The 26990-nt window shown below is 35.0% G+C and carries 26 protein-coding genes and 1 pseudogene; 15 read left to right on the top strand and 12 right to left on the bottom strand.

The annotated features are described in order from the left end of the window. Positions 1-59: 59 nt before the first annotated feature. Genes gatA through CIGNP103_RS01885 form a run of 8 tightly spaced genes read left to right on the top strand, consistent with a single transcriptional unit; the run spans position 60 to position 7591 of the window. Positions 60-1421 (top strand): Asp-tRNA(Asn)/Glu-tRNA(Gln) amidotransferase subunit GatA, encoded by a 1362-nt coding sequence (gatA, locus tag CIGNP103_RS01920; RefSeq protein WP_086229482.1) that lies wholly within the window; start codon positions 60-62, stop codon positions 1419-1421. A 1-nt stretch (position 1422) separates the two neighbouring features. Next, complete coding sequence (gene guaB, locus CIGNP103_RS01915; protein WP_086268492.1) at positions 1423-2874, top strand: IMP dehydrogenase; 1452 nt, start codon at positions 1423-1425, stop codon at positions 2872-2874. Next, a complete protein-coding gene (gene metX / locus CIGNP103_RS01910) occupies positions 2874-3977 on the top strand; it encodes a homoserine O-acetyltransferase MetX (protein WP_086268491.1) in 1104 nt (367 codons plus the stop codon). The genes guaB and metX overlap by 1 nt, the downstream gene beginning before the upstream one ends. Then, a complete protein-coding gene (xseB, locus tag CIGNP103_RS01905) occupies positions 3970-4158 on the top strand; it encodes an exodeoxyribonuclease VII small subunit (RefSeq protein WP_086226468.1) in 189 nt (62 codons plus the stop codon). Before metX ends, xseB begins: the two co-directional genes overlap by 8 nt. Further along, a complete protein-coding gene (locus CIGNP103_RS01900) occupies positions 4151-4951 on the top strand; it encodes a carbon-nitrogen hydrolase family protein (protein WP_086268490.1) in 801 nt (266 codons plus the stop codon). The genes xseB and CIGNP103_RS01900 overlap by 8 nt, the downstream gene beginning before the upstream one ends. Continuing rightward, complete coding sequence (gene murC, locus CIGNP103_RS01895) at positions 4948-6246, top strand: UDP-N-acetylmuramate--L-alanine ligase (RefSeq protein WP_086268489.1); 1299 nt, start codon at positions 4948-4950, stop codon at positions 6244-6246. The genes CIGNP103_RS01900 and murC overlap by 4 nt, the downstream gene beginning before the upstream one ends. After that, positions 6243-6575, top strand: coding sequence for a hypothetical protein (locus CIGNP103_RS01890; protein ID WP_086226465.1), 333 nt, complete (start codon positions 6243-6245; stop codon positions 6573-6575). Before murC ends, CIGNP103_RS01890 begins: the two co-directional genes overlap by 4 nt. Next, positions 6575-7591, top strand: a complete 1017-nt coding sequence (locus tag CIGNP103_RS01885; RefSeq protein ID WP_086268488.1) for an oxidoreductase — start codon at positions 6575-6577, stop codon at positions 7589-7591. The genes CIGNP103_RS01890 and CIGNP103_RS01885 overlap by 1 nt, the downstream gene beginning before the upstream one ends. 153 nt (positions 7592-7744) lie before the next feature. Here the strand turns inward: CIGNP103_RS01885 and CIGNP103_RS01880 are convergent, their stop codons facing one another. The 8 genes and pseudogenes from CIGNP103_RS01880 to CIGNP103_RS01845 form a co-directional block, all read right to left on the bottom strand. Beyond that, positions 7745-8446: an ion transporter gene (locus tag CIGNP103_RS01880; protein ID WP_086268487.1), complete on the bottom strand. Its 702-nt coding sequence runs from the start codon at positions 8444-8446 to the stop codon at positions 7745-7747. Between the two features lie 454 nt (positions 8447-8900). Beyond that, positions 8901-9251, bottom strand: a complete 351-nt coding sequence (locus tag CIGNP103_RS01875) for a hypothetical protein (RefSeq protein WP_086226462.1) — start codon at positions 9249-9251, stop codon at positions 8901-8903. A gap of 139 nt (positions 9252-9390) precedes the next feature. Continuing rightward, positions 9391-9738 carry an NINE protein gene (locus tag CIGNP103_RS01870; protein ID WP_086226461.1) on the bottom strand — a complete coding sequence of 116 codons (348 nt, stop codon included), beginning with the start codon at positions 9736-9738 and terminating at the stop codon, positions 9391-9393. Positions 9739-9750: 12 nt separating this feature from the next. Further along, a complete protein-coding gene (locus tag CIGNP103_RS01865) occupies positions 9751-10257 on the bottom strand; it encodes a hypothetical protein (RefSeq protein ID WP_086226460.1) in 507 nt (168 codons plus the stop codon). A gap of 21 nt (positions 10258-10278) precedes the next feature. Further along, the gene (locus CIGNP103_RS01860; protein WP_086232437.1) at positions 10279-10914 is read right to left on the bottom strand and encodes a hypothetical protein; all 636 of its coding nucleotides are present in this window, start codon (positions 10912-10914) and stop codon (positions 10279-10281) included. Between the two features lie 316 nt (positions 10915-11230). Next, entirely contained in the window at positions 11231-11950 is a 720-nt protein-coding gene (locus CIGNP103_RS01855; protein WP_086224159.1) for a fumarate reductase iron-sulfur subunit, read from the bottom strand. Then, positions 11943-13931 (bottom strand): fumarate reductase flavoprotein subunit, encoded by a 1989-nt coding sequence (locus tag CIGNP103_RS01850; protein ID WP_086268486.1) that lies wholly within the window; start codon positions 13929-13931, stop codon positions 11943-11945. The genes CIGNP103_RS01855 and CIGNP103_RS01850 overlap by 8 nt, the downstream gene beginning before the upstream one ends. Positions 13932-13952: 21 nt before the next feature. Next, positions 13953-14666, bottom strand: a pseudogene (locus CIGNP103_RS01845) (fumarate reductase cytochrome b subunit); the annotation flags it as partial. 259 nt (positions 14667-14925) lie between these two features. Between CIGNP103_RS01845 and CIGNP103_RS01840 the strand changes: the two are divergent. Further along, entirely contained in the window at positions 14926-17007 is a 2082-nt protein-coding gene (locus CIGNP103_RS01840; protein WP_086268484.1) for a TonB-dependent receptor domain-containing protein, read from the top strand. Between the two features lie 22 nt (positions 17008-17029). On the opposite strand, the gene ybeY is transcribed toward CIGNP103_RS01840, so the two are convergent. From ybeY to aspS, 4 genes are all read right to left on the bottom strand, one after another. Continuing rightward, the gene (ybeY, locus tag CIGNP103_RS01835) at positions 17030-17437 is read right to left on the bottom strand and encodes an rRNA maturation RNase YbeY (RefSeq protein WP_086233339.1); all 408 of its coding nucleotides are present in this window, start codon (positions 17435-17437) and stop codon (positions 17030-17032) included. A gap of 61 nt (positions 17438-17498) precedes the next feature. Next, positions 17499-18017: an inorganic diphosphatase gene (gene ppa, locus CIGNP103_RS01830; RefSeq protein WP_086227828.1), complete on the bottom strand. Its 519-nt coding sequence runs from the start codon at positions 18015-18017 to the stop codon at positions 17499-17501. 3 nt (positions 18018-18020) lie between these two features. Next, positions 18021-18596 carry an adenylate kinase gene (locus CIGNP103_RS01825; RefSeq protein ID WP_086233338.1) on the bottom strand — a complete coding sequence of 192 codons (576 nt, stop codon included), beginning with the start codon at positions 18594-18596 and terminating at the stop codon, positions 18021-18023. After that, a complete protein-coding gene (aspS, locus tag CIGNP103_RS01820) occupies positions 18596-20392 on the bottom strand; it encodes an aspartate--tRNA ligase (protein WP_086252588.1) in 1797 nt (598 codons plus the stop codon). Before aspS ends, CIGNP103_RS01825 begins: the two co-directional genes overlap by 1 nt. A 159-nt stretch (positions 20393-20551) precedes the next feature. Between aspS and CIGNP103_RS01815 the strand changes: the two genes are divergently transcribed. The 6 genes from CIGNP103_RS01815 (at position 20552) to CIGNP103_RS01790 (ending at position 26988) form a co-directional block, all read left to right on the top strand. Next, positions 20552-21409 (top strand): NAD(+) kinase, encoded by an 858-nt coding sequence (locus tag CIGNP103_RS01815; RefSeq protein ID WP_086252589.1) that lies wholly within the window; start codon positions 20552-20554, stop codon positions 21407-21409. Further along, positions 21406-22926, top strand: coding sequence for an AAA family ATPase (locus CIGNP103_RS01810; protein ID WP_086229462.1), 1521 nt, complete (start codon positions 21406-21408; stop codon positions 22924-22926). The genes CIGNP103_RS01815 and CIGNP103_RS01810 overlap by 4 nt, the downstream gene beginning before the upstream one ends. A 64-nt stretch (positions 22927-22990) precedes the next feature. Further along, positions 22991-24214 (top strand): GGDEF domain-containing response regulator, encoded by a 1224-nt coding sequence (locus tag CIGNP103_RS01805; RefSeq protein WP_086227837.1) that lies wholly within the window; start codon positions 22991-22993, stop codon positions 24212-24214. After that, on the top strand, positions 24211-24972 hold the full coding sequence (locus CIGNP103_RS01800) for a TatD family hydrolase (RefSeq protein WP_086226443.1): 762 nt from the start codon (positions 24211-24213) through the stop codon (positions 24970-24972). Before CIGNP103_RS01805 ends, CIGNP103_RS01800 begins: the two co-directional genes overlap by 4 nt. A gap of 8 nt (positions 24973-24980) precedes the next feature. Then, entirely contained in the window at positions 24981-26177 is a 1197-nt protein-coding gene (locus tag CIGNP103_RS01795; RefSeq protein ID WP_086227839.1) for a lytic transglycosylase domain-containing protein, read from the top strand. After that, positions 26161-26988, top strand: coding sequence for a septal ring lytic transglycosylase RlpA family protein (locus CIGNP103_RS01790; protein WP_439097829.1), 828 nt, complete (start codon positions 26161-26163; stop codon positions 26986-26988). Before CIGNP103_RS01795 ends, CIGNP103_RS01790 begins: the two co-directional genes overlap by 17 nt. Positions 26989-26990 lie beyond the last annotated feature (2 nt).

The raw sequence follows: 26990 nt of genomic DNA, 5'->3' as shown, positions 1-26990 counted from the left end.
GTTTTACTAGCCGTTACTGCTGTAGGAATAGTTTTGGTTAATATATATAAGGAGAAAGAGTGATAAGTCTAAAAGAGGCTATGAAGTTAAGTTCTAGCGATCTAGAGCTACTTCGTAAAGAGCTGATTAATAAAATAGAAAAAACTAAAGAGATAGGTGCATATGTTGAGCAATTGACAAATAGTCCAATTGATGAGAGTTTTGCTGGTGTGCCAATTGCTATAAAAGATAATATTCAAGTAAAAAATTGGGCAATTACAAGCTGTTCAAAAATTTTACAAGGCTACAAAGCACCATATAACGCAACTGTAATTGAGAAGCTAATCTTAGCTGGTTTAGCTCCATTTGGTAGAACAAATATGGATGAGTTTGCTATGGGAAGCACTACTGAGAGTTCATATTATGGTAGAACGCTAAATCCGCTTGATCACTCTAGAGTTCCAGGCGGAAGTAGTGGCGGAAGCGCAGCGGCTGTAGCAGCCGGTATAGCTATAGCGGCTCTTGGTAGTGATACGGGTGGTAGCATACGCCAACCAGCGGCGTTTTGCGGTTGTGTGGGCTTTAAACCTACATATGGTAGGGTCAGTCGATATGGACTTAGTGCCTATTCTAGTAGCTTAGATCAGATTGGGCCAATTACGCAAAATGTAGAAGATGCTGCAATATTGTATGATGTTATTGCTGGACATGATAAACTAGATAGCACTAGTGCAAATGTAGATTTTACTCCAGTGGCTCTAAATTTAAATCCAAATAGAAAATTAAAAATAGCTGTAATTAAAAACTATGTTGATGAAGCAAGCGCTCCAGTTAAAGATGCATTAAATTCAACCATAGAGAAGTTAAAAAATGCCGGTCATGAAATTTGCTATAAAGAGTTAGCTAATTCTAAATATGATATTGCCGCATATTATATCATTGCTACAGCTGAGGCTAGTGCAAATTTGAGTCGCTATGATGGTGTAAGATATGGCAATAGAGCCAAGGCTGATAGCTTAGGGCAGATGTATGCGAATACTAGAGGTGAGGGCTTTGGAGCTGAAGTTCAGCGAAGAATGCTTCTTGGGACATTTGTTTTAAGTAGCGGCTACTATGATGCTTACTATATAAAAGCACAAAAGGCAAGAGCATTTATCAAGCGTGAATATGATGAGATTTTAAATGAAGTAGATATAATTTTAATGCCAGTTGCGCCATCTGTGGCATATAAATTTGGTGAATTAAAAGATCCTTTGAGTGCGTATTTGAGTGATATTTATACAATTGGAGTGAATTTAGCAGGCCTTCCAGCTATCACTGTGCCAGTATCAAATGATGAGAATGGACTAAATATCTCAGCTCAATTAATTGGTGGAGCGTGGCAAGAACAGACAGTTTTAGACGCAGCTTTAAGCTTAGAGAATATAATAAAAGGAAAATAGTATGAAAATAGTAAAAAGAGCCTTAACATTTGAAGATGTTTTATTGGTGCCTCAATACTCTGAAATTTTGCCAAAACAAGTAGATATCAGATCTAAATTTAGTAAAAATATTGAGTTAAATATACCTGTAGTATCAGCAGCGATGGATACAGTTACAGAGCATAGAACTGCTATTATGATGGCTAGACTTGGTGGGATCGGGGTTATCCATAAAAATATGGATCTAGAATCACAAGTAAAAGAGGTAAAAAAGGTTAAAAAAAGTGAAAGTGGCGTAATAATGGATCCTATATCAATCACCGCTGATGCTAGTATCAAAGATGCTTTGGAGTTAATGAGTGATTATAGAATTTCAGGTGTGCCAGTAATTGATGAAAATAGTGTATTAATAGGGATTTTAACAAATCGTGATTTGAGATTTGAGCATAATTATAGTAAAAAAGTAGGCGAAGTGATGACAAAAGCCCCACTCATCACCGCTCCATCGGGATGTACTTTGGATGATGCGCAAAAGATATTTTCTACAAATAAAGTTGAAAAGTTACCTATAGTAGATAAAAATGGCAAATTAGAAGGTTTAATAACCATTAAAGATCTTAAAAAACGCAAAGAGTATCCAAACGCTAATAAAGATAAATTTGGCCGTCTTAGAGTTGCTGCAGCAATTGGCGTTGGTCAAATAGATAGAGCTAAAGCTTTAGCCGAAGCTGGGGTTGATGCTTTGGTGATGGATTCTGCTCATGGCCATAGCAAAGGGATTATAGATACCTTAAAAGAGATTAAATCTCAAATAACTGGAGTAGATATCATAGTAGGTAATGTAGCAAATCCTAAAGCTGTAATAGATCTAATCAAAGCCGGAGCTGATGGAGTGAAAGTAGGTATTGGGCCAGGCTCGATTTGTACTACTAGAATTGTAGCAGGAGTTGGAGTGCCACAAATTACAGCTATTAGCGATTGTGCTGAAGCGGCTAAGGAATTTAATGTGCCTATTATAGCTGATGGCGGGATCAAATATAGCGGTGATTTTGCTAAGGCTTTAGCAGCCGGTGCTAGCTGCATTATGGTAGGTAGCTTACTTGCTGGTTGCGATGAGAGTCCAGGTGAGTTAGTAACCTTTCAAGGGCGTCAATATAAAAGTTATAGAGGTATGGGAAGTATAGGTGCTATGACAAGGGGTAGTAGTGATAGATATTTCCAAGAAGGTACTGCTCAAGATAAGCTAGTTCCTGAAGGGATCGAAGGCCGTGTGCCATACGCTGGGACGATCCGTGATGTGATTCATCAGTTAGTAGGTGGATTGAGAAGTTCAATGGGGTATTGCGGTAGTAAGGATATTAAAACCTTCCAAGAGAAGGCTGAGTTTGTAGAGATCACAAGTGCAGGGCTAAAAGAGAGCCATGCTCACGATGTTATCATAACTCAAGAAGCACCAAATTATAGAGTAAATTAGTGGAAATATATAGAGCTGTAGAGCATTTTGATGAGCCGTTGCATTTAGAGAGTGGGCGAATTTTAAGCGAATTTGACCTAGCTTATGAGTGTTATGGCAAATTAAATGAGAATAAAAGCAATGCTATAGTCGTATGCCATGCACTTACTGGTTCAGCTCATGCTGCTGGAATTTATGAAGGCGATAGAAAAGCTGGCTGGTGGGATGGCGTAATAGGTGATGGAAAGATTATTGATACTACTAAATATTTTGTTATCTGTGTAAATATCTTAGGTAGTTCATTTGGCTCCACAAATCCTCTAAGTATAGATCCAAGCACTAAAAAAGAGTATAGACTTCGCTTTCCTGTGCTTGTAATAAGTGATGTGGTAAGAGCGCAGATGAGGTTATTTGATAGGCTAGGCATTAAAGAAGCTTACGCAATAATCGGTGGTAGTCTTGGTGGGATGCAAGCTCTGTGCTTTGCTATAGAGTTTCCAAATTTCGCCAAAAGAGTGATAATGCTAGCTACTACTTACGCTACTAAAGCTTGGGCTATTGCTTTTAATAAAATAGCTATTGAAGGGATAGTAAATGATCCAAATTTCAAAGGTGGCTACTATAATAAAGATGATATAGAAGCAAATGGCTTGACAGGCATGGCACTTGGCAGGATGGCTGGGCATATTAGCTTTTTAAGTCCTGCTACAATGGATAAAAAATTTGGTAGAAAATATGTAGAAACTGATGGTTTATACGAGCTTTTAGGTAGATTTGAAGTAGATAGGTATATGGAGTATAATGGCAATAACTTCCCTAAAAGATTTGATCCATTATCATATCTATATGTTGTTAAGATGATGAATAACTTTGATTGTACTAGGCACTACGGCTCACTTAATGAAGCTTTGATGCTTACTCGTGCTAGGCTAACATTTATCTCATTTAGTGGGGATATTTTGTTTCCGCCAAATTTGATGCTTGAGATGTATGAAGCGCTAGTTAAGATAGGTCAAGGGCATAGGGGAAGATACATATGCGTTGATAGTGATTATGGACATGACGCATTTTTAGTCGAGATAGATAAGATAGAAAAACATATTAAAAAGGCATTAGATGAGTGAGAGTTTTGAAAATAAAATAGATAAAATTGAGAAGCTTTTAGAGAGTTTAAATAATGAGAATTTAGCGCTTAGTGATAGCATAAAACTATATAAAGATGGATTAAAGCTAGTAAATGAAGCTAGAGATATGCTAGAAAATGCTAAGCTAGAGATTACTCAAATAGGAGAAGATAGTGAGTAAGGTAGCAGCTTTACAGTTGTATACTTTGGCTATGAGCGATTCAAGAATCGATCATTATTTAAATTTAGCCGCTAAAGGTGGCGCTAGCGTAGTAGTGCTTGGTGAATATGTGATCAATTCGTTTTTTAATGAGATTATTAAAATGCCAAAATCTATGATAAAAGAGCAGAGCGAACACAAACGAACTAGTTTATCAATGATGGCAAGTAAATACAATCTAACAATTATCGCACCACTTTTACAAATCAAAGGCAAAGAGTGTAAAAAAGTCGTAGCTAAATTCAGTCCACAAAGCACAAAATATGAAGAGCAAAATATCTTAATAGACTATCCGCACTGGAATGAAGCGAAATTCTACTCTAAAAAAGAGAGCTTTGGGATAATGAGTTTTAATGTTGATAGGATTAAATTTGGGGTTGTTTTTGGCTTTGAGGCGCATTTTGATCGAATTTGGGCTGAGATTGTAGCTAAAAAGGTCGATTGCGTGCTATTGCCAAGTGCTTGTACGCTCAACTCAAGCAATCGCTGGAATGAGCTTTTGAAGATGAGAGCGCTTACAAATAACCTTTATATCGTGCGTGTAAATAGATTAGGCAAGGCTAAATTTGATGATATTGAGAGTGAATTTTATGGACAAACTATGCTTATAAATCCAAATGGAGAGATTGAAAATAGCTTAGATTCTAATGAGGGAATGCTAATGTGTGATATAGATAAAAAGCTAATTACACAAGCTCGCTCAATATGGAAATTCCGTCAAAAAGCTGAAGCGTTATTAGGATTAAATATATGAAAAAAGTTCATTTTATAGGTATTGGCGGGATTGGAATTTCAGCGATTGCTAGGTTTTTAAAAGAGCGTGATTTTATAATCAGTGGCTCTGATATTGCTGATAGTGCGATAACTAAAGAGCTTAGAGCTAGCGGTATGAAAATCACCGTACCACACTGTAAAAGTGCTATAGAAGATCCTGATTTTGTCGTTTATAGCGCCGCTATTAAGAGCGATAATGTGGAATTAGTAGAGGCTAGAAAGCGTGGCATTGAGTGCCTATCAAGGAAGGAGGCTTTGCCATTTATTTTAGAGGGCAAAAGAGTCTTTGCTGTAGCTGGAGCACATGGTAAAAGCACAACTTCAGCTATGCTTGCAGCCCTTATGGAAGGTAGCGCTATAATTGGTGCTATAAGTAAAGAATTTGGCTCAAATATGAAGTATGAAGCTAGTGATAATTTGATATTTGAAGCTGATGAGAGTGATAGTAGCTTTTTAAATTCCAATCCATTTTTAGCTATTGTTACAAATGCTGAACCTGAACATATGGAGCATTATGATAATGATATTGAGAAATTTCATGCTGCTTATAAGGGCTTTTTAGAAAGGGCTAAGATTCGTATTATTAATGCTGAAGATGAGTTTTTAAGCACTATTAAAATGGACGCTATTAGATTAGAAAAGGGCGATATAACCAATCTTCAAATGGTGCTTAGAAATTATGAGCCATATACTAGCTTTCATCTCAAAGGACTTGGTAAATTTGAGGCTTGGGGCATGGGAGAGCATATCGCTGTGGATGCGAGTCTTGCTATTTTGGCGGCTAATTCTATGATGGGACTTGAAGAAGTTAGGGAAAATCTTAAGAAATTTAAAGGGATAAAAAAGCGATTTGATATCTTAGTTGCTAATGAAAAGTTTGCCTTAATCGATGATTATGGTCATCATCCTACAGAGATTAAAGCGACTCTAAAAAGTGCTAAAGAGTATGCAAAGCTGCTTGGACTTGAGAGCATTACAGCGATATTCCAACCACATAGATACTCAAGATTAATGGCAAATTTAGATGGATTTAAAGCGTGTTTTAGTGATGTTGATGAGCTTGTGGTATTGCCTGTTTATGCCGCTGGTGAAGAGCCAAATAATATAGATTTAAAGAGCGAGTTTAAGGGTGCTTTATTTGCTGATAGCATTAAACGCAACGGCAATAGTATTGAATTTTTTGATAATTTTGGCGTTAAACATAGCTTAGCTAGTGGCCTTGTGATCGGCTTTGGTGCTGGAGATATCAGCTATCAGCTAAGAGGCGAGAGATGAGAATTTTGCTTTTTTTAGTTTTTATCCTTGCTATTTTGATCTTTCTTGCTGTGTTTAATGATAAATTAAATTTAAAATCCAAGATATCTATTTTAGCGCTTTGTAGTGCTATATTTTTTGTTGGGTTTTTATACAATGAGATGGATAATCAAAGAAGCATTGATATAAATGAGCTTTTGTATAAATTTAACTCAAAAGAGATTATAAAATGCGGAGATTATAATGTTACGAGTGCGAAATTTAATTATGAATTTGGCACCAGTAGCTTTGTCTCTAAAGAGCAAAACGGCATAATAATACCGATAGAAAAATGTTTAAAGGAGAACTAATGTCTATATTATTTGAATCTATTAAAGTTGGTAATTTCACACTTCCAAACCGTATAGCTATGCCACCGATGTGTGTTTATAAGGCTAGGGATTATAGTGGATTGCCACGATGTTTTCATAGATTACACTATCCGGCTAGATCACTTGGTGGAGTTGGATTTATCATCGTTGAAGCCACAGCGGTATCACCAGAGGGTTGTATATCTAAAAATGATTTAGGCTTATGGAGTGATAATCAAATAGAAGCACACACTAAGCTAAATTATGAGATTAAAAAATATACTTGCAAAACTACAGCCGTGCAGCTAGGACACGCCGGAGCTAAGGGAACTTGCGATAATATATTAAGTCCTAGTGGAATATGCTTTAGCCCTGAATACCAGCATCCAAAGGCGCTAAACACTCAAGAAATTTATGAGATTGTAACTAAATTTAAAGATGCCGCTATAAGAGCCAAGGCTGCTAATTATGATATTGTAGAGATACACGCAGCGCATGGGTATTTGATTAGCGAGTTTTTAAGCCCATTAACCAATAAACGAGATGATGAATTTGGCGGAAGTATAGATAATAGAATGCGACTTCTAAGCTTGATTGCTCAAGAGATTTCACCTATTATCCCATTTGGTGTTCGCATTAGCGCTGATGATTGGGAGGTGGGCGGAAATACCATAGAAGATAGCAAAATCATAGCCAAAAAATGTGCCGAGCTAGGTGCTTGCTATATCAGTGTATCGGCCGGTGGCGTGGTAACTAAGCCAAGCCTAGTTCCAGAACTTAAGCCTATGTATCAAGCAGATTATGCAAAAGCTATTAAAGAGGTGGTAAATATACCAGTTATTGGAGTAGGATTAATCACTACAAAAGAGCAGGGCGAAGAGATGATTTTAGGTGGATATTGTGATATTGTGGCTTATGGTAGGGAGCTTTTAAGAAATCCAAATTTCGCTCTATATGCAGCTGCAAGTGAAGGCAAAAATGAGCTTATAGACTTCTCATACCAAAGGGCATTTTAGTTGCTTTGTTGGTAAGCAACTCTTTGTATTGAGATAGATTTGTAATATTTTGAGATTTTGGAATTTAGGAATTTGATAATTTTAAATTTGATAATTTTGGAATATTACAAAATATCTAAATTTAATTTTTATCTTTAAATTCAGCTAAATACGCTATTTATTAAGCTCATTTAGGCTATTTACGATGACGCCTACGATGAGATTTAGCGCTATCATGCCCACAATGACGATGTAGCTTACAAAAACTATCCACGCATATGGATAGACCTCCATCACAGGCCGCACAATCCCCATGCTCCAGCTCTCAAGCGTCATTATCTGAAATAGCGTATATAACGCCCTTGGCAGTGTGCCAAACCACTCAGGGAATTTCTCTCCAAACAACTCCACACAAAGCACTCCATAAACATAGTAAAAAATGCTAAGCAAGGCTGAAATACTAAGCATAGCTGGGATTGTTTTTAGCACTGCATCGACCACCACTCTCATAGCTGGTACTGATGAGATGAGTCGCAAAATCCTAAGCGTTCTAAGTGCGCGAAGGACTGAATACTCAATAGCTACAAAGCTAAGTGCGACTATTAAAAAATCAAAGATATTCCACCATCTCTCGCTATTTGTGAAAAACGCTAGGCGGTAGCAAAATATACGCAGGGCAAGCTCTATGGTAAAAATCACAAGGCAGAGCATATCAAGAGCGTTTAAAAGCTCGCCAAAACTAGCTTTTATCTCGGTGCTGGTGTTTAATCCTAGCAAAAGCGAGTTAAATAAAATCACCGCAATTATGGCGTAATTCCACGCCTTAGTTTCGATTATACTTTGTAATTTTGAGCGTAGGGTTATGATTGATGACATTTTTTACCTTTTGTTTTATGATATTTTAGCAGAATTATAGCCGAAAATTGTGAAAAATTTGGGGAATTTTAGAATTTCTTATAGAATTCACTAGAGGGTTTGCTGTTTTTTGAGCTAGTTTTGCGAAGAAGTCCACTCTAGTCCATCAACATCAGTTGTTATTTCTAAAATATTACTGCAGTTTGTCATAAAATGCCGTGGTTAAATATTTAGCTTTTTGTGGAAATTTGTAGCTAAAATTGGGGTAAGCCACTTTGCAATTGCTACGATTTAGAGTAATGCTATTTATGGCAATATCATCTAATGCTGTTATGTGATATTTTGAAAACCAAAAATACCTGTGTAAGTCTATTTGTTTGTGTTTATATTTTTACTGGTGCATTTTTAGCAAATACGCTACTTACTAGAAAAATACTAGCTAGAATTAAGATTTTTTTCATTGTTTCTCATTTTGTTAAGCTTGTTTTTCTTCTAGTTTGTAGGCATCTGTTTTAATAAATTTATAGCAAGGTATATTAAAATACGATCTTATAAATGAATTTTTTACCTCTTCACCATTTAAGATAGCAATTAAGGTCTCGTAATTATAAGTTTTTTTATTTTTATAAGTATTCCAAAACTCATAAATAAATGCTCCAAGAGCTATAAAAAGCCCAACACCACCTTCAATAATTTTAGAGCCAAAAATATTGCGAATAATAAAATCATCCACAAAACCTAGAATTACTAAAAAAATAACACATTCTATTATGATTAAAGGAATAGCTAAAAATGTCATTAAAGTAGGATTGTAAAACTTATACATTGCCAGTGCTTGTGTCACTTTTGTTTTTTATCTTCGCTTAGCGAGCTAGCTTTTTCTTTAATATTATTCATAAGATCGATTCTGTTTGGAAAATACGACATATGTGTCATCAAAAAAATATTTATATCCATTTTAGCTTCTAATACCCTGAGAGTACCATATTTAGTTTCATAAAGTTATCTTTTTGAATCCCTTTATAAACTAAAAATAAATCTACAATCACCCAAATAAAGCCTATTAAAATAAACATAGAAAGAAATTTTATAATTCCAAGCCCTATATCACCTTTGTAAAATCTATCTACGCCAAAACCACCAAAAAGTAAGCCTAAAATAAGCCCAATTACTGGGCTTTTTAGTTCAACTAATGCTAGGCTTGTGATTTTATCATCTGGGATTTTTTCTAGCCTGCCTTGTGTGGCTATTAGCTCATTTGCTCCAATTTTACCTTGTAAAGACATTAAAAAATTTTGTGCTGTAGGTGTCATTTTTATCCTTTCTTAATATGCATCTACGCTATTTAAATCGCTCATAAGAGCACCAAAAAATGAAAACATAGCGATAGAGACTATCACGCCAATTACCGAGAGAGCAATAGCTACATATATAGCCCATTTTGCTACGCCAGACATTTGTACGAAGATCATATCATTATTCATATCTAATGCTTGTTCAAAACGCTTGATTACAAAATATTTGCCAGCAATAGGTATAGCAATCGTTACAATAGCAGGTAAAAGTGGCACAAAGCTTGTAAGTACCAAAGCTACAAAAAAGCCTAAACCATGCATATTTAGTTTTCTATAAAACAAAAACCAAATAGTGCCAATAAATCCCCACCAAGACCAAGTAGGCGTAAATTTAAGTGAGATTCTGCCACCAGTGTTAAAAAACTTTTCAGCCGCCTTAGCGTAAATTTCTACTTTTTTAGGTGTTCCTAAAAAAATACTAAGTTTTTCTCTTAAAAGCTCTGGGTTTTCAAAAACCGCCCTTGTTTGTTCTGTCATTTTTTCTCCTTATTTTTGAATTTAACTAAAAAATGGTTTTAATTCACTAATCATAGATACAAAATCTTTTAAAGTACAAGCAGTTTGAATCCACTCTTTTGCTTTTTCAATGCTTATATCTTTTTTTGATATATTTTTTACAATTTTTATTATATTTTCACTGCCAACTTCTTTTTCTAAAAGCTCTAAAAACTTGCCCTTATCAATGCTTACAAGTTCGCTATTAAAAGAAAAATCATATTTAGCGCCACCAAGCTTTTTTAGTTTTTCATCAAGTATGCTTTTTTGTTCTCTACTCTCTAAACTAAAACATATTTTGCCTTTATTTTCGCTTTCAAATATTTCTATTTTTTTATCTCCAAGCTTTTTAATCAAATCTTTAAAAATATCTTTATATTCATCATTATCCATAAATTTAAAAGCAATATTATTTTGTATAGTTTTGATTTTTGAAGGTGTAGAAACTAGAATTCTAGCTAACTCATTTGGGCTATATTCGTGTAAAAAATCATTCTTTTCTAGCACCACAGCGTGTTTGTTTAAAAGATACAATAAAAACTCGCAAATATCACTTTTTTGAGCATTTAAAAGCCCTTGTTCTATCTTTTTCCACAGCTCATCTAAAAACTTATCTGCGTGATTATTTTTAAATTTCATTTTATATCCTTTTTAAGAAAAATAAAATTAAAGCTCAATTATACCCCCCCCTAATTAATATTAACTTAAATTTGGATAATAATTAAATAAAAATTTAAATAATATTAAACTAAAATAATATATTTTTAAAATTATAAAGTTATTAAAATTTGATTTTATAAAGGTAGATGAAATTGGAATTTTGCTGATGAATAAAAGAATAAAAATAAAAAACAAAGAATAAAAAATGGAGAATAAAAATAATAAAAAATCCCAAATTCTAATAAATTTGGGATTTTAAAGCCACGCTATCAACGAGAGCAAAAGCTAAATTTGTTTATTTTACAGTAGCTAGTTTGCGTCTCATATAGGCGATTTTGCTTTGCAGTGGCAAGTGTTTAGGGCAGTTATCTTCACAGCCTAAAAGACTCATACAACCAAATACCCCATTATCATCACCTACAAGCTCATAGAAGTCTTCATCGCTTCTATTATCTAGTGGATCAACTTTAAATCTAGCCACACGGTTAAGCCCCACAGCACCGATAAAGTCAGGTCTCATAAGAGCCGTTCCGCAACTTGCTACACAGATACCGCACTCGATACAACGATCAAGCTCAAAGGTCTCTTGAGCCGCATCTGGATCGACTTTTTCTTCCATTTTGCTAATATCAGTAGTGTGATTTGAGTGTATCCAGCTCTCAACTCTTTTACTCATATTATTCATCCAGTTACCTGTATCAACGCTTAAGTCTTTAAGTAGTTTAAATGCAGGTAGTGGCATAAGCTCGATAACGCCACTTGGATAGTCTTTTGTAAGAGTTCTACAAGCTAGTTGTGGGCGACCATTTACGACCATACCACAACTACCACATATACCAGCACGACACACAAAGTCAAAGCTAAGACCCGGATCAAATTTTTCACGAATTTGATTTAATGCGATGAAAAGTGTCATACCATCGGTTTCTTCTAGTTCATACTCAGCAAAGTGCGGTTTGCTAACTTTACTTTGAGGATTGTATTTAAATGCTCTAATTTTTATTTTTCTACTCATAGCCTATACCTGCTCTTTCGTTTAATGCTTTGTATTTTGGTTGAAGTTCATAGTGCATTAAAGCATCTTGAATTTCATGTCTATTTTTGCCTTCAGCTTCAAGTTTTGCTCTAATAGCATCAACCTCTTCTTGGCGTTTAGCTGATAGTGGATTTTCTATTATATTGCCTTTAGCGCCATATCCACGGAATGCTGGTGGCATCTCCATTTTCATAATATCTAGCTCTTCATACTCTAGTGTTGGGAGTGTATCGCCTTCTTTCCAATATGCCAAAGTTCTCTTACACCAGTTAGCGTCATCTCTTTTTGGATAGTCCTCTCTATAGTGTGCGCCACGACTTTCAGTTCTTTGAAGTGCGCCATAAGCCACACATAGAGCTAGTTTAAGCATTTTAGGCACACGATAAGCCTCTTCAAGCTCAGGATTACCATATAGCTCTTTATTTTCTAATTTGACATTTGTGCTCTCTTTGTATAGCTCTTCTAGCTCTTTTACAGCTTTGGCTAGACCATCGCCAGTTCTAAAGATAGCCACATGTTCCCACATTATATCTTTCATCTTATTTTTGATTTCAAATACATTGTATTTGCCATCTTTGTTGATGAGTTCATTTAGATATTCTTTGCTTTTATTGATAAAGCTCTCTATCGTTTTGGTTTGGATATCTACTTCATTATTATCGCAATACTCAGCGAAATAATCACCGATAATCATACCACTTACTACGGTTTCAGCAACGCTATTTCCACCAAGGCGGTTAAATCCATGCATATCCCAACAAGCAGCTTCACCGCAACTAAATAACCCTTTTAAGGTTTGGCTCTCACCAGTTGGTTTGACACGAATTCCGCCCATTGAGTAGTGTTGCATTGGTAGAATAGGCGCCCAACCTTTTGGACCTTCATCAGCTGGATCTATACCATTGAAAATTTGGCAAATTTCTTGGACATCACGCAAGTTTTTCTCTATATGCTCTCTACCAAGAATGCTAATATCTAACCAGACATGCTCGCCATAAGGGCTTTTAACCCCTTTGCCATTTCTGATATGCTCCATTATACGGCGACTAACGACATCACGGCTAGCTAACTCTTTTTTCTCTGGTTCATAATCAGGCATAAAGCGGTATCCATCAACATCTCTTAATATCCCACCATCACCACGGCAGCCTTCAGTTAGTAATATACCGCTTGGGACAATTGGAGTTGGGTGGAATTGGACGGCTTCCATATTGCCAAGTCTAGCAATACCAGTCTCAAGAGCGATAGCAGCGCCTGTGCCTTCACAGATTACGGCATTTGTAGTGTGTTTGTAAATTCTGCCATAGCCACCAGTTGCGATTAGGGTGCCTTTGGCTACATAAGCTGTGATCTCACCAGTTACTAGATCACGTACAATCGCACCATAGCAGCGGTTATTTTCGTGAATAAGAGCTATAGCTTCTTTTCTATCATGAATTTCTACATTGCGTTTTAAAGCTTCATTTGCTACGCCAAATAGCATTGTATGGCCAGTAGCATCAGCAGTGAAGCAAGTTCTCCATTTTTTGGTACCACCAAAGTCACGGCTATGGATAAGTCCATGAACCTCTTCTTTTTCATCGATTGTTGTTCTTTGAGCGTTTATGATAGCACTTCTTTTGCCTTTTGTGATTCTAGTCCAAGGCACGCCCCAACTAGCAAGCTCACGAATTGCTTTAGGTGCGGTTTGGACAAACATTCTAGCAACTTCTTGATCGCATCCCCAGTCGCTACCTTTGACAGTATCAGCAAAATGCACATCTTCATTATCGCCTTCACTCATTTTTGAGTTACCAAGGCTTGCTTGCATACCGCCTTGAGCGGCAGCAGAGTGGCTTCTTTTGACAGGACATAGGCTTAAAACTACAGTGCTAAGACCCTTATCAGCAGCGGCTACAGCAGCTCTTAAACCAGCTAGACCACCGCCGATTACTAATGCATCATAATATTTTACATTCATACTATACTCCTAGTTCATAGCGATTTTAAGAAATGCCCCAAGGCTTAATAGTCCAAGAGCTATAAAGAATACGCTTAAAATCCATTTAGCTTTTTTTAGATTTTTACGAGTTGCTTTGGCATCTTTGCCCTCAAACCATCCCCATTTCACGCATAGTCTGTATAGACCGATACTTCCGTGAAGTTCAACAGCAAAAAGCAATACTAGATAAAATAACCACATAAAATGGCTATAAACACGCTCAGCTGATCCAAGTGTGCCATCAGCTAGTAGGGCGATTTGATCTGAATTTGTGATGATGATGATTAGGTGCGCTGACCCAAGGAAAAACATAATAAACCCAGTACAAGCCTGAATCCACCAAAGTGTTGTATCTTCGTGTTTCATACGAGTTGCGTGAGCACGATAAATTTGCCATTGTCTAAAATTGATAGGCATTTTTCTCATACCAAGCGCAGCATGGATAAAAAAGATTACAAGCACACAGGCTGCCAAAAAGCTAGTAACATAGCTCATATTTGGGCTATCATACATAAATCTAAGCTCTAAAATATGCACAACTTGGTTATAAACATCTTCACCAAATAGTATGGTAGATACAAACAGCATATGTGCCCACATAAATAGTCCTAGGAATAGCCCAGTTCCACTTTGAATAAGATCGAGTTTTGCAGGAATTCTACTTTTCTTGCGATCCTCGCTTATACCAAGAAACCCTTCGATTTGCTTACTCATAAGCTCCCCTTATAATTTGAAATTTAGACGGATAATTTGTAATTATACATTAGCTAAACTTGATATATTATTAAATTCATCTATTAAATTATAATCAAAAGTATCTATTTTTAGGCTTTTGAATCGAATTTTAAATAATAACTTAGATAATATTTTGATTTATTTGATATTTAAATTTAGTTAAATTTGGCTTGCTTTTAAATCTATTTTAATAATTATTATCATATAATTCCACTATTAATTTTTTAAAGGTGAATTTATGAATAAAAAATATTTACTTTCTGTAGCTGCAATCGCATATATATCAAATTACGCTATAGCCAGCGATAAATATGCATTAGATGAGGTGGTTGTTACGGCTTCGGGATTCTCTCAAGAGATTAAAGAAGCTCCAGCAACAATGAATGTCATTACTAAAAAGGATTTAGAAAGAAAGCCATATAGAGATGTGGCTGAGGCTATATCAGATATACCAGGAGTTGATATATCAGCACCTGGCAAAACTGGTGCGAATAATATATCTATACGCGGTTTAGGTAATGGATATGTACTAATCTTAGTTGATGGAAGACGCCAAGGTATTAGTGGCGATATAGGACCAAATGGATTTGGTGAGGTGATGAACGCATTTTTGCCACCACTTTCTAGTATTGAAAGAATTGAGGTTATAAAAGGTCCTATGAGTACCCTATATGGCTCAGAGGCATTAGGTGGCGTGGTAAATATCATCACTAAAAAGGTTAGCGATGAGTGGGGTGCTTCATTTGGATTAAATACCTTAATAAATGAAGATAATCAGTGGGGAAATTTATATGGATTTAATATCTATGCTGATGGTCCATTAATAGAGAATAAACTAGGCGCTACATTTAGATATGCACAAAGTTATAGAGAGCAATCAAATGTAATATATAGAAATGAACATGGTAAAGAATTAGATAGAAGTCAAGGTGAAAGCCCAACAAAGGCTAATAACTATAATATAGGCACAAGATTAAACTATATGCATGATGATGCAAATACATTTACATTTGATATAGATTATGCTAGAAATCACTATGATAATAGAGAGGGGCAGCTTGGTACAGTAGGAGTAAAAGGCGGCTATGAACCAACTATGGATGTAGAAAAGTTAGTAACCTATCTAACGCATGAGGGTGTGTATGATGGATTTACTATAAATTCAGGTATTCAGTATAACCGCGTAACTAATGATAGTAGATTAGTTGTAGCACAAAATCCATATAAAGGACAAAATAGAGATATCTTAGCTCAAGACTATATAGCTGATACTAAGGCTGTGATTCCAATTGGTCAAAGTAATATATTAAGCGTTGGGGCTGAGTATAAACTAGAAAAAATGCAAGATAAGATAGCTAGTCCAAGCAGATTTAGCCAGTATGCTATAGCGGCATTTGCTGAAGATGAGTATTCGATATTAGAAAATTTAAGATTAACACTAGGTGCTAGATATAACTACCATGAGACATTTGGTAATAATATCTCTCCAAGAGCGTATCTAGTCTATAATCTAAATGATAACTTCACATTTAAAGGTGGTGTATCAACAGGATTTAAAGCTCCTACAGCAAATAAGCTAATAGCTGGAGAGTACAACTATAGCGGTCAAGGCAAAACCCCAACATACGGTAATCCAGATCTAAAAGAGGAGACATCGATAAACTACGAGCTAGGCATGGGCTATAGTGATGATATATTTGATATGGCTGTGACTGGATTTATCACTGATTTTAAAGATAAAATTTCAAACACATCATACAATCAAGGCGAAGCTATACCTAATATAGGAAATTGTAACGCAAGTGCTACTGGAGGTAGCTCATGCTCTCAAGCTATAAATCATGGTGAAGTGCAGTATATGGGTGTAGAAGTTAGCGCTGGACTTAGACCTATTAGTGATATGAATTTAAATTTATCCTATACATATCTAGATACTGAGATTAAAGATAGCGCTACTAAAGATAGCATAGGCAAACCAGAAGAAGGAAGCTTAAAGCATAATATAGTAGCTAAAGCTGACTACTCTATAACTAAAAAAATCACTCCATGGATAAAAGGTGAGTGGCAGATAGATAGATATATGGGGAATGATAATATAAATAGAGAGTATTATCAAAATGTATTTTTAGCCTCTTTGGGTGCTTCATATGAGATAAATAAAAATTGGAGCCTAAATGCTGGAGTATATAATCTATTTGATAAAGATTTTACAGATGGATTTGAAACTTATAAAAACAAAGGTAAAGATGCATATGTAAATACATATGATAGAGTAGATGAAGGTAGAAGATATTATCTATCACTAAATGGTAGATTCTAAAAGATAGTAGGGCTAATCCCTACTACTCATCTAATGTTCTTACTATTAGGCTATCTGGTAAATTTAGCTCATTTAAGATTTCAATTTCTTTTCTTCTCATCTGTCCATCATCGTTTTCATGGTCATATCCAAGAATATGAAGTAATCCATGAGTAAAAAGTAGAGCTATCTCTTCATCTATTGTGTGTCCTAGTTCATTGGCTTTAGTCATTGCTAGGTCTGTATTTATAACTATTGAGCCAATTGGAAAGTGCGGGACATAGTGGAGCGGAAAGCTTAAAACATCTGTTGTTTTATCTATTTTGCGCTCTTTTAAATTTATTTGATGCATAGTATCGCTATCAACTAATAAAAGCTCTATATCAGCAGTTGTGAGCTTGGAGGCGATAATGTCTAAAATCTCTGGATAGGACTCTTCGCAGATTATCATTTTAACCCTTTAGTTGATAATTCAAATTTAACTAATGTGGCAAGATTTTGCCACATTAAGGTTATTTGTAAGCTTTGATAGCTTTGTCTAAGATATCTTGAGCTTTTTTAGCATCTTCAAAACCTTTGACTTTTACCCATTTATTTGGTTCAAGCATTTTGTAAGTTTCAAAGAAATTTTTGATCTTATCAAGCGTAGCTTTTGGTAGGTCATCTATGCTTTTGATACCATCATATCTAGGGTCGATTTTGGTTACTGGGACTGCTAAGAGCTTTTCATCCATACCGCTCTCATCTTCCATTACCAAAACGCCTATTAAGCGACAAGGTATCACGCTACCGGCTTGAAGTGGGTATTCGTTTAAGACTAAAACATCAGCTGGATCGCCATCATCAGCTAGAGTTGATGGGATAAATCCATAATTAGCTGGATAAAACATAGCTGAGTATAGCACGCGATCTACTACGACAGCACCGCTATCTTTGTCTATTTCGTATTTGATATTTGATCCATATGGGATCTCGATTACTGCGTTTAGTTTATCTGGGTTACTACCAGCTTTGATTTTGCTTATATCCATAATTCACTCCTTTATCATAGTGTTTAATAAATTTGCCATATCGCTTACGATCTCTTCTATAGTGCGTTCGCCATTGATATTGCGAAGTAGGGATTTGCTACTATAAAAATCTCTAATCTCTTTAAGTGGGGCTAGATAGACTTTCATTCTATTATTAAAGACTTCATCATTATCATCAGCGCCTCTAGCTCTGCCTAAGACTCTCTCTCTTGCGACTTGTTCGCTTACATCTACTTCTATAACGCCACTTAGTTTAACATCATTTGTATTTAATAAGACCTTATCAAGCTCTAACATTTGCTCTACACTTCGTGGATAGCCATCTATTAAAATATACTCTGTAGGGCTAGATTTGATAGCACTAACTATGGTATTTACAACTACATCTAGTGGGACTAGATTGCCTTTAGAGATGAAGCTATCTATCAAGCGACCAAGATCGCTACCGCTAGCTACTTCAGCTCTTAATAGATCGCCTGTTGAGTAGTGGCTAAATTTAGAATCGTTTTTAGCTATTATGCTAGCGTCTGTAGTCTTTCCGCTGCCTGGGGCGCCTATTATTAAAAATAGCTTTTTCATTATTTTTCCTTTTCTCTTAATCTTAATCCTAAATCTCTTAACTGATGAGCATCTACGCCACTTGGGGCTTGAGTCATTAGACATGAGGCTTTTTGAGTTTTAGGGAATGCTATAACATCTCTTATGCTTGATGAGTTTGTAACTAGCATAATAAGTCTATCTAAACCTATAGCAAATCCACCATGCGGAGGCGCACCAAAACTAAGTGCATCAAGTAAAAATCCAAATTTCTCTCTTTGTTCGTTTTCATCTATTTTAAGAAGTTTAAAGACCTTTTGTTGGATATCATTTTTGTGAATTCTAATGCTTCCACCGCCAAGCTCAACACCATTTAAGACAACATCATAAGCTATGCTCGTGATATCTTCTAAATTTGGCTCATCTGGGTTATTAGGCATTGTGAATGGATGGTGCATCGCTGAGTAGCTACCATCATCATTTTGCTCAAACATAGGGAAATCTACAACCCATAAAAATTCTAATGATTTTTGATCTATTATACCAAGCTCATTAGCTAAGAAAATTCTAAATCGCCCCATATAATCAAGCACGGTTTTTTTCTCTCCGATACCGAAAAATACGACATCGCCGATTTTAAGATCTATTCTAGAAACTAGCTCTTTTAGATCGCTTGGATCAAAAAATCTAACTAGTGGCCCTTTTAGGCTAAGTCCATCAAAATTTACGCAGTTATCTTGTCCGGCTGTATCTTTTGGATCTTTTATTTGGATAAATGCTAAGCCCTTAGCGCCAAATTTACGGACAAATTCTTCAAATCTTTGCATTTGGCGTTTGCTAAATATATTATCTCCATTTGGGACTTTTATAGCTTTGGCCCTATTTTTCTTTGGATCTTGTGCCGGAGTGCTAAAAATTTGATTATTTGATTTAGCGAAGATATCGATTACATCAACCATAGCTAGATCAAATCTAAGATCTGGCTTATCACTACCATAAAGCTCCATAGCATCTTTATAACTCATTCTTTTAAATGGAATTTGGATATTATGCCCACAAGCTGCAAATATATCTTTTAGCACCTCTTCGCCAACTTTTATCACATCTTCTTGATCACAAAAGCTCATTTCAACATCGATTTGAGTGAATTCAGGTTGGCGATCAGCTCTTAAATCTTCATCTCTAAAGCACCTTGCGATTTGAAAATACTTATCAAATCCAGCGCACATTAATAGCTGTTTAAAGAGCTGTGGGCTTTGTGGTAGGGCGTAGAATTCGCCAGGATGAACACGGCTAGGCACTAGATAATCCCTTGCGCCCTCAGGTGTAGCACGAGTTAGCATAGGGGTTTCAACCTCTAAAAATCCTAATCTATCAAGGGCATTTCTACACGCTATGCTAGCTTTTGAGCGAAGTTGAAATTTGCTTAGGCTATCTTCATTTCTTAAATCTAAAAAGCGATATTTAAGCCTGATATCTTCACCAACACTATTATCGCCGATTACAAAAGGTAGTGGAGCGCTCTCATTTTCAATGATTAGCTCATCTATTACGACTTCAATCTCGCCGGTTTTTAGCTTTGGATTTACTAGTCCTTCGCCCCTAGCTCTTATCTTGCCTTTTGCTCTTAGGACATATTCATCTCTAACTTTTGATGCTATTTCGTGTGCTGATTTGCTGTCTGCTGGATCGCATACAAGCTGGATAATTCCACTTCTATCACGAAGATCTATAAATATAACGCCGCCGTGGTCTCGGTATGAATTTGCCCAACCACATAGACTGACACTTTTACCGATATCTTGTGCGTCTAAGTCGGTGCAGTAATGACTCCGCATATTAATCCTTTCGTTTGTAAAAAGTGGCAATTATACATTAAATTTTATAAAAATTTTATTAGAGATTTTTATTAGTAATTAGCTAAAGTTAAATTTAGACTTTTAGATATACTTTATATTATATTTTTTTGTGTAGAATTTGGCTTTTAGGGGAGAGTTATGTCTAAAATTCATAAAAATTTAAATACTATAGCAATTACAACTAGAGATCCAATAGAGCAAAAAGATGCGTTATTAAAGATTATAAAGATTATAAAAAGTCGCTCAATTGATGTGATATTTGAGACTCATGTGGCTCAAAGTATATCATTAGAAGGGTATGAATTTAGTGAGTTAATCAAAAGAGCAAAGGTTATAGTCTCGCTTGGTGGTGATGGTAATTTTATAGCTACTTGTAGGAGAGCAGCACAAAGCGAGGCTTATATATATGGGGTTCATACTGGGCATTTGGGATTTTTGACTGATTCTACCTTGGATGGATTTGGTGGATTTTTAGATCAATTTTTGGCTGGAATTTATGATATTGAACGCCCATATATGCTTAGGGCAAATTTCAATAAAAATGGCAAAATAACTACAAAATTAGCCTTTAATGATATTGTTTTAATGCGTAAAAAGATCGATACCACTTCGCATATTGATGCGTTTTTAAATTCAAAGCATTTTAATTCATATTTTGGTGATGGAGTGATAATTAGCTCTGCGATGGGTTCAACTGCGTATAATATGAGTGCTGGAGGGCCTATTATCCATCCTTTGTGTGATGCTTATAGCGTTACGCCGATATGTTCTCATAGCCTTACTCAAAGGCCGCTTGTCTTGCCTAGGGAGTTTAGGCTAGAGTTTAGAAGTAATGATGATGTGGTGGTGCTAATAGATGGGCAAGATAGATTTGATTTAATTGAATTTGATAGTGTGGATATTAGCGTTAGTGATATTAGAGTTAATCTACTTAGACATCAAGGAAGGGATTACTTTGGTGTGTTAAAAGAGAAATTAAGATGGGGGCACCAGTGATAGAGAGAATTTATCTTAAAGATTATTTAAGTTTTAATGAATTAGAGCTTAAATTTGGCTCTGGGCTTAGTGTATTTACTGGTGTGAGTGGTGCTGGAAAGAGCGTTTTGATGGGGGCGATATTAAGCGTTTTTGGCTACAAAGATAGTGATGCTAGGCTTATTGAAGCCGATGTGGAGTGTAGGCTTGGGCTTGATGAGTTTGGGATTGAAGAAGAGAGCATAAACTGCTTTAAACTCTTAAAAGATAAGAGTACAAGATATTTTATAAACAATCAATCAATATCTAAAAAAAATTTAAATTTAGTTGCTAGTCGCCATTTAAAATATTTAAGCGCTAGAGATATTACAGAGTTTGAAAATAGTAGATTGCTTAATCTTTTAGATATTTTAGCTAGTAAAAAATCTAAAAATTATAATCAGAATTTAATCAAATTTAAAGAGAAATTTGGTGAATTTTTGAGCGTTAAAAAAGATCTAGATAAGATAAATGAAGAGGAAAAAAAGATCGATGAGCTTAGAGATTTTGCTAAATTTGAGATAGAAAAGATTGAGCAAGTTTCTCCTAAGGTAGGAGAATTTGAAGAGCTTAATGCTATTAAAAAGCGTCTTAGTAAAAAAGACAAGATAGAAGAGGCTTGGAATAAAGCTGAAGCGATATTTGCCTATGAGAAGGCAGTAATGGATGCTTTGCATATTAGCGAGATTGATAGTGGATTTTTTAGCGATGCTTTAAATGAGCTTAAAATAGCTAGAAGTAGCGTGGATTTTGATGAGTTTGAAGGATTGGACATTGAGGAGATTTTAGATCGTATAGAGAGTCTAAATGCTTTAATAAAACGATATGGAAGTATAGAAGAGTGTCTAGAGATATTAAAAAAAAGAAAGAATGAATTAGCTCATTATGAAAATATAGAGTTTCAAAAATCTGATTTAGTATCTAAATTTACAAAATTATCAAATGAGCTTAAAAGCTCTTCAGAAGCTATAACAAAAGAGCGTTTTAAAGCTATAAAAGAGTTAGAAACTATGATAAATAGCTATTTAGAAGATCTATATATGGATAAGATTGATATGGATTTAAATAGTAAAAATTTAGATATAAATGGTGCTGATTTAGTAGATATAAATTTAAATAGTTCAAATTTAAAAACTCTAAGTAGTGGAGAGATAAATCGTTTAAGACTTGCTTTTATCGCTAGTGAAGCTAAGATTAGCGGTCTTGGCGGTGGAGTGTTAATCCTTGATGAAATAGACGCTAATCTAAGTGGCAAAGAGGCTATGAGTATAGCAAATGTATTGATAGAACTATCAAGCTTATATCAAATTTTTGCTATTTCACATCAGCCTCAACTTAGCTCAAAAGCCCATCATCACTTTTTAGTACAAAAAGATATAAAAGGCTCTACTGCAAAAGAGTTAAATATAGATGAAAGAGTAATGGAGTTATCGCGTATGATAAGTGGTGAAAGTATAACGCAAGAGGCGACTGAATTTGCTAAGAAATTATTGCTTTAATGAGTGTTAAAGTCTAATTTGAGTATAATCAAGGCTTTGAATATTAAATTAAGATGGGGTTATCATGCGTGAGAGAGTCCTTATAGTCGAGGATAATAAAGCCTTAGCTAAGCTAATAGCCAAAAAGATGAACGCACATGTTGATATGGATATCGTAGTAACACATAGTTACGCAGAGGCGATTGAGGCTATTGAGGAAAATGATGACTTTTTTATTGCTTTACTTGATATTAATTTACCTGATGCACCAGATGGTGAAGTGGTTGATTATGTACTATCTAAAAATATCTTAGCTATTATTTTAACTGGTAGTGTAGATGAGAATTTAAAAAAACTCTTTATGCAAAAAAATATTGTTGATTATGTAGTAAAAGATAATCTTGATGCGATTAATTATATCTTTGAAACAATTAATAGACTATGTAGAAATCGTAGCTATAAGGTTATGATAGTCGAGCCGTCTATGAGCGTGAGAAATCAGCTAAAAGAGATTTTAAATTCGCAACTTTATAAAGTTTTTACTGCAGCACATGGCGAGGAGGCGTTAAATTATTTAGAGGATAATCCAGATATTAAACTAATTTTAACAGCCTATAATATGCCAGTTATCAATGGATTTGATTTAATGCGTCAAATTCGCCAAACAAAGGATAAAAATCATCTAGGCTTAATCGTAGTAGCAGCTAGCGATAATGATGTGGCGGCAAAATTTCTAAAAAATGGTGCAAATGATTTTATCTCTGTGCCTTTTAGTAAAGAGGAGATTATATATAGAGTAGATAGCAATCTAAAAGCTATGCAAGATGAGATTAATATCGAACTATATAAAAAATATGACCCATTAACAAAGTTATTTAATAGGCGTTATTTTTTTAATTATGTAAAAAATTTAGCAGAGCGAAAAGCAGAATTTAGCATCGCAATTATTGATATTGATGGATTAAGAGATATAAATGCTAAATTTGGCTTTGATCTATGCGATAGAGTTATAGCGCATGTGGCATCTATGCTTAGAAATGAGCTAAAGGGAATGATTGTAGCACGCCTTAGCGGTGGTGAATTTGGTGTGATTTTAGATAAAGTTAGCTTTGATGAGAGTGTAAGAATTATGGCGCAAATTAGATCAAAGGTTGCAAATTTAGTAGTCGCCTCAGCTATTCGCCCAACTATTTCAGTAGGAGTTTGTCTTTTTGATAATTCGCTCAAAATTGATCAAGCAATAAATATAGGATATAAAGCTTTAACAAAAGCAAAATTAAATGGTAAAAATAGGGTAGAAATTTTATGATTATAGATACACATTGTCATTTAGATGATGCTAGATTTGATGATATTAGTAGCGTAATAAAAAGTGCATTTGATAGCGGAGTGCAAAAGATTATAATTCCAGGAGCAGATATAAATGATCTGCCAAAAGCGTTAGAAATAGCAAATTCAAATGAAAATATATACTTTGCTGCTGGAGTGCATCCATATGAAATCGATGGGTATGATATAGATATTTTGCGTAAATTTGCTAAAGAGTCAAAATGTATAGCTATAGGCGAGTGTGGACTAGACTATTTTAGACTACCAGCAACAGATATAGATAGTTATAAAGCCAAACAAAAAGAGGCTTTTATCAGTCAAATCGAATTAGCCGTGGAGCTTGGTTTGCCGCTTATTGTGCATATTAGAGATGCAAACGAGGATAGTCTAAAAATTTTAAAAGAGTACGAAAGTAGGCTAGTTGGCGGAGTTTTGCATTGTTTTAATGCTAGTCCTATCTTGCTTGAATTAAGCAGTAAATTTTATTATGGAATAGGTGGCGTTTTAACTTTTAAAAATGGAAAAAAATTAGTTGAAATTTTACCTAAGATTCCGCTTGATAGACTTGTGCTTGAAACTGATGCGCCATATCTTACTCCTGAACCTCACAGGGGTAAGAGAAATGAGCCAGCATTTACGACATATGTAGCTGATAAAATGGCTGATATTTTAGGACTTAGCAGGAGCGATGTTGAGAGTATTACAACGCAAAATGCAAATAGATTATTTGGAATTTAAGGAGAGAGATGAGAATATTTGCCATAGTTTTATTTATACTTTTAAGCTGTAGTTGCTCATTTGGGTTTATGGTTTCAGATGATAATTTTCAAAAAGAAATTAGGGTATTAAAAGAGCTTGATATTGACCCAAAATATATAAACGATGAGCATTTTTTACTACTTAAAAATGTTCGAATGGATATGACAAAGAAAGAATTTATAAATACAATAACTAAAGAGTATAAGCATGCTGCTATAATAAAAGATGTCTTAAAAGAGCGAAATGCTCCAAATTTTTTATTATATTTAGCTATTGTAGAATCTAAGTTATCAAATAGAGCAACCTCTGGAGCTAAAGCAGCTGGAATTTGGCAGTTTATCCCTAGTACTGCAAAGCTGCATAATTTAGAAGTTGATAAGTATGTAGATGAAAGACGAGATCCATTGCAAGCTACACATGCTGCTATTGATTATTTAGAAAGATTAAAAGATAGGTTTGGCAAGTGGTATCTAGCTATTTTAGCTTACAATGCAGGAGAGGGAAAATTAAGCAAAGCTATAAAATTAGCTGGAAGTGATGATATAATGGTGCTTTTAAACCCAAAGAAAAAGTACCTTTCGTTAGAAAGCAGGGATTATCTACGTAAAATTATAATGATGGCATATGTGGCAAATGATAGTGATTTTCTAATCTCAAAAGATAGTTCAATGCTAAATTCAGCTACATATATAGGTATTAAAAGAGTTGAAATTCCAGGTGGAACTAGCTTAAGAGATGTGGCTGTATCTATCGGATTTAGTTTAGAAAATCTTAGCAAATATAATACTCATTTAAGATACAGCTTTACTCCGCCAAATAGGGAGACTTATTATATTTATATCCCAACAATTAAAAAAGAGGAGTTTGCCGCTAATTATAAAGAGGGGTCAAAGAGTAAAATTTATAATACTAAAAAAGGTGATACTTTTGAAATTATTGCTAAAAAGTTAAATATTAAAGCAAGCGATATTAAAGAGTATAATAATGTAAGTAAGATAAAATCAAACTATAAACTTGCCGTCCCAGCAAATGCTAAAACAATCTATGAGTATCAGGTTAAAAAGGGTGATACACTTGGAATGATTTCACGTAAATTTGGCGTAGAAGTGGATGAAATTATAAAGGCAAATAGCAAAACAAATATGAAATTAGCAATAGGAGAAAATCTTGTCATACCTCACTAAATTATCAGTCATAGTGCTAGCAGGTGCATTATTTAGCGGATGTTCTACAAAGAGTATCCCACACTACTCAGGTTCGGGGTATTCAGGTGGCTATTTAGGCTCAGGATATGGTTCAAACTACTCAGGTTCAGATTTTGAAACTATACAAAATGGTGGTGCTAGCAATCAAGAATCTACAATGAGACCATATACAATAAATGGTAAAACATATTACCCAACAGTAGTAGAAGTAGGTGATACAGCTACAGGTATTGCTAGCTGGTATGGACCAAATTTTCATGGCAAAAAAACAAGCAATGGCGAAACATATAATATGCATGCTCTAACTGCAGCTCATAAAACCTTGCCAATGAATACAATGGTTAAAGTTACAAGTTTAAAAAATGGCAAAACAACCACAGTAAGAATAAATGACAGAGGACCATTTGTAGCTGGTAGGGTTATTGATTTATCTAAAGCCGCAGCTTTAGAAATTGCTATGATTGCTGATGGAACAGTTCCAGTAAAGCTTGAAGTTATAGGATTTTACGGACAGGTTGAGACTCCGGCTAATAAAACGGCTAAAACCCACACATATACAGGTGGTAATTTTATGGTGCAAATTGGTGCATTTAGACGCCTTGCTGGAGCAAATACCTATAAAACTCAATATAATAATACAAACGGAATTTATAAAACAACAGTTCGTGAGTATAGTTTAAATGGTGAGCCAATTTATAGGGTATTTTTAACAGGATTTAGAAGCGAAGCTGAAGCTCGTGATTTCATATCTAGTGGTCAGTTTAAAGGTGCGTTTATAGCTAGAGATTAGGA

The sequence above is a fragment of the Campylobacter sp. P0103 genome, assembly GCF_002139545.1.
Classification (GTDB): Bacteria; Campylobacterota; Campylobacteria; order Campylobacterales; family Campylobacteraceae; genus Campylobacter; species Campylobacter devanensis.
This window is presented reverse-complemented; position numbering and strand designations above follow the sequence as displayed.

Coding starts and splice junctions, on each gene's coding strand:
- xseB (WP_086226468.1), top strand. CDS start 3,970: ATGAGTGAGAGTTTTGAAAATAAAATAGATAAAATTGAGAAGCTTTTA.
- CIGNP103_RS01865 (WP_086226460.1), bottom strand. CDS start 10,257: ATGACAGAACAAACAAGGGCGGTTTTTGAAAACCCAGAGCTTTTAAGA.
- CIGNP103_RS01805 (WP_086227837.1), top strand. CDS start 22,991: ATGCGTGAGAGAGTCCTTATAGTCGAGGATAATAAAGCCTTAGCTAAG.
- CIGNP103_RS01855 (WP_086224159.1), bottom strand. CDS start 11,950: ATGAGTAGAAAAATAAAAATTAGAGCATTTAAATACAATCCTCAAAGT.
- guaB (WP_086268492.1), top strand. CDS start 1,423: ATGAAAATAGTAAAAAGAGCCTTAACATTTGAAGATGTTTTATTGGTG.
- CIGNP103_RS01850 (WP_086268486.1), bottom strand. CDS start 13,931: ATGAATGTAAAATATTATGATGCATTAGTAATCGGCGGTGGTCTAGCT.
- CIGNP103_RS01825 (WP_086233338.1), bottom strand. CDS start 18,596: ATGAAAAAGCTATTTTTAATAATAGGCGCCCCAGGCAGCGGAAAGACT.
- CIGNP103_RS01880 (WP_086268487.1), bottom strand. CDS start 8,446: ATGTCATCAATCATAACCCTACGCTCAAAATTACAAAGTATAATCGAA.
- CIGNP103_RS01890 (WP_086226465.1), top strand. CDS start 6,243: ATGAGAATTTTGCTTTTTTTAGTTTTTATCCTTGCTATTTTGATCTTT.
- CIGNP103_RS01885 (WP_086268488.1), top strand. CDS start 6,575: ATGTCTATATTATTTGAATCTATTAAAGTTGGTAATTTCACACTTCCA.
- CIGNP103_RS01800 (WP_086226443.1), top strand. CDS start 24,211: ATGATTATAGATACACATTGTCATTTAGATGATGCTAGATTTGATGAT.
- aspS (WP_086252588.1), bottom strand. CDS start 20,392: ATGCGGAGTCATTACTGCACCGACTTAGACGCACAAGATATCGGTAAA.
- murC (WP_086268489.1), top strand. CDS start 4,948: ATGAAAAAAGTTCATTTTATAGGTATTGGCGGGATTGGAATTTCAGCG.
- CIGNP103_RS01840 (WP_086268484.1), top strand. CDS start 14,926: ATGAATAAAAAATATTTACTTTCTGTAGCTGCAATCGCATATATATCA.
- CIGNP103_RS01870 (WP_086226461.1), bottom strand. CDS start 9,738: ATGACACCTACAGCACAAAATTTTTTAATGTCTTTACAAGGTAAAATT.
- CIGNP103_RS01815 (WP_086252589.1), top strand. CDS start 20,552: ATGTCTAAAATTCATAAAAATTTAAATACTATAGCAATTACAACTAGA.
- CIGNP103_RS01860 (WP_086232437.1), bottom strand. CDS start 10,914: ATGAAATTTAAAAATAATCACGCAGATAAGTTTTTAGATGAGCTGTGG.
- ybeY (WP_086233339.1), bottom strand. CDS start 17,437: ATGATAATCTGCGAAGAGTCCTATCCAGAGATTTTAGACATTATCGCC.
- ppa (WP_086227828.1), bottom strand. CDS start 18,017: ATGGATATAAGCAAAATCAAAGCTGGTAGTAACCCAGATAAACTAAAC.
- CIGNP103_RS01795 (WP_086227839.1), top strand. CDS start 24,981: ATGAGAATATTTGCCATAGTTTTATTTATACTTTTAAGCTGTAGTTGC.
- CIGNP103_RS01875 (WP_086226462.1), bottom strand. CDS start 9,251: ATGTATAAGTTTTACAATCCTACTTTAATGACATTTTTAGCTATTCCT.